Source organism: Cupriavidus sp. SK-4, assembly GCF_000611125.1.
Lineage (GTDB): Bacteria > Pseudomonadota > Gammaproteobacteria > Burkholderiales > Burkholderiaceae > Cupriavidus > Cupriavidus necator.
In genome coordinates this window covers 1-2227 of record NZ_JFJW01000023.1, presented here as the reverse complement: position 1 = coordinate 2227, position 2227 = coordinate 1, and the positions used below count along the sequence as shown (strand labels likewise).

Annotated in this window: 2 protein-coding genes; both read right to left on the bottom strand. The window is 64.5% G+C overall.

The annotated features are described in order from the left end of the window. Nucleotides 1-158: 158 nt before the first annotated feature. A complete protein-coding gene (locus CF68_RS05370) occupies nucleotides 159-1097 on the bottom strand; it encodes a GSU2403 family nucleotidyltransferase fold protein (RefSeq protein WP_035816567.1) in 939 nt (312 codons plus the stop codon). A 342-nt stretch (nucleotides 1098-1439) separates the two neighbouring features. Then, on the bottom strand, nucleotides 1440-2227 hold a 788-nt coding region (locus CF68_RS05365; RefSeq protein WP_035816565.1), incomplete at its 5' end, for a tyrosine-type recombinase/integrase.

Below are 2227 nucleotides of genomic sequence, written 5' to 3'. Positions count from 1 at the left end.
CCTCAACACACAAGAAATCTGACAGGCTCCGTCATGCACGCCGGCGGGCGACCGCGTCGCCGTGAACGGGCACCAATTCGGATGGCTGCAGCCGTAGATCACTCTCCATAAGAATCGCGGTGGCCGGTGCAAAAACCCATCAGGCTACGCGCGGCTCGCTAAACACCGAGCCGGAAGCGATTAGCCAGCTCTTCCACAATCGATGCCTGCAGCCTGTCGCGAGATATCTTGAGCGGATCGCGATCTGCGGTCGATGCCATCCAGCGCTTGAAGTCGACAAACGCGGCTGGACTGATCGTCGTCATCCGCGCCATCCTTCCGGTCACGGAAACGATGGGCGCAGAGAATGAAGGCGCCCCCAACAGGACATTTGCGCGTCGCGCCTGGACTGCCCAGAGGTCGTCTTCGTCGTCGGTCAGCTGGAGCGGATGAGGGTCAAGATCGGTGGCCTCGCCACGCAGGATGTCCACCTCGAAGCCCTTTGCGTTCACTGCCGTGAAAAGTTGATCGTCCCGAATCTCGAACGTGCTATCTACCTTGCGTAGAACATCGAGCATGGAGAGATCCAGGTTCTTCATTCGGGAGGCAAACTGAAGGCGTTTGCGCGTTTCCCAAAGAAGATCGACATCGCGAGTTGCGAGGGCGCGTTCCTGCAGGCGGACTCCGGCCGCGGCTTCATACGCATAGAGTGCGTGCGTCCCGATGACGATGAAATGCTCGGCGATATTGAGCCGCGTCATCACCTGAAGGATAGCCACGAGGATGTCCGGAGCCCGGCCAACTCGGATCGCTCGGTTCAGCCGCCGGTGCCGGTCGAGCTCGTCTGCGAGCGTCTTGAGCCGGGCCTCGGCGGCCTCCTTACGCGCGTTGAAACGCGAGTACATGTCCTCGGTCGTTTCCGAACGCACCCCGAGGCTCTTCTGTTTGTTGTCCACGCCGGTCCGAATCAGGTACTCGCGGCCCTTCGTGGTTCGCCAGAGCATGCCGCCGCGAACCTCTGCGGCCTTGGCACGCGCGGATTCCCACGCTTCGAACACCGCCTTGGCGTCGATATACTGTCGCAGCGCATCCTCATCCAACTCGATCCACGGATCCATGAGTTTCAGTATAAAACAGCAATATGACAATTTTATACTGAAACTCATATCTGTGCGCCATACCGGCCCCGAGCGTCTCTGGCGGGCCGAAACCACCCGACGAAGCGCGCCGGCTACAGCAGCCGGCTTAGGCAATTTCGAAGATTGGTAGTCGGCCGACACGCCCTGATAGAAGGGCGCCCGATCATGCGGCGCCCGATTTCCTGTGGCAGCAGTAGTCATCCGCGCGGTGGCCCCCCACGTGGCAGCGCGTCGGGTGGCCCTCCAAAAAGCGATGGCGTCGGCCGTGCCGGTGCCCTAGTCGGCGCTGTCCCGACCAGAGCGACCGGGATGCGGTTTGAATCAGGGGCCTTCCTCTTTGTGAGTGCCCCAACCGATGCGATGCCGCTCCTGAGTGGCTTGATGCCGCGTATCCTCTTCGCTGTGCAGGTAGGCGCTGGTCGTCGAAATCGACGAATGCCCAAAATTATCCCTTACATAGCGCAGGTCGACCTGCCGGTCGGTCATGTGCGAGCCGGCGGTGTGGCGCAGCCAGTGGGCCGAGGCGCTGGCCAGGACATCGGCCTGCGCCGCCCATTCGGGCCCGCGCGCGCGCAGCCGCGCGGCCGCCAGGCCGAACACTTCCTTCAGGATCAGGTGCAGCGCGCCGCGTGACAGGCCTGGGTCACGATCCCCGCGCCCCTCGCGTTGCTCGCGCCCGATCACCGGCAGCACCAGCGGCAGGGCCTCGCCGGGCTGCGGCGTTGGGTGCAGGTCGTTGGCGCGGCGGTAGCGCGCCAGTTCGGCAATCAACTCGTCGGTGGCCGGCACCAGCCGGGTCTTGTTGCCCTTGCCGGTGACCTCCAGCCACCAGCGCTCGATGCCCTGGGCATCGCGCCGGCAGAAGAAGGCCCCCATGGTCGTGGCCGTCAGCTCGGACGCGCGCAGGCCCCCCAGGTAGAGCACGGTCAGCACCCAGCGGCAGCGCGCCGCATGCAGGCGTTCGCGGGCGGTGTCGGTCGGCATGGTCGCGACCGAGTCCTTCACCGTCTCCCACAGTTCGTGACTGAGATACCGCGTGATGCGCGCCTTGGCGGGCGCGCGCCGGCGGCGGGCGAGGGCGAGCGGGTTGCCGGCCAGATAGCCGGCCT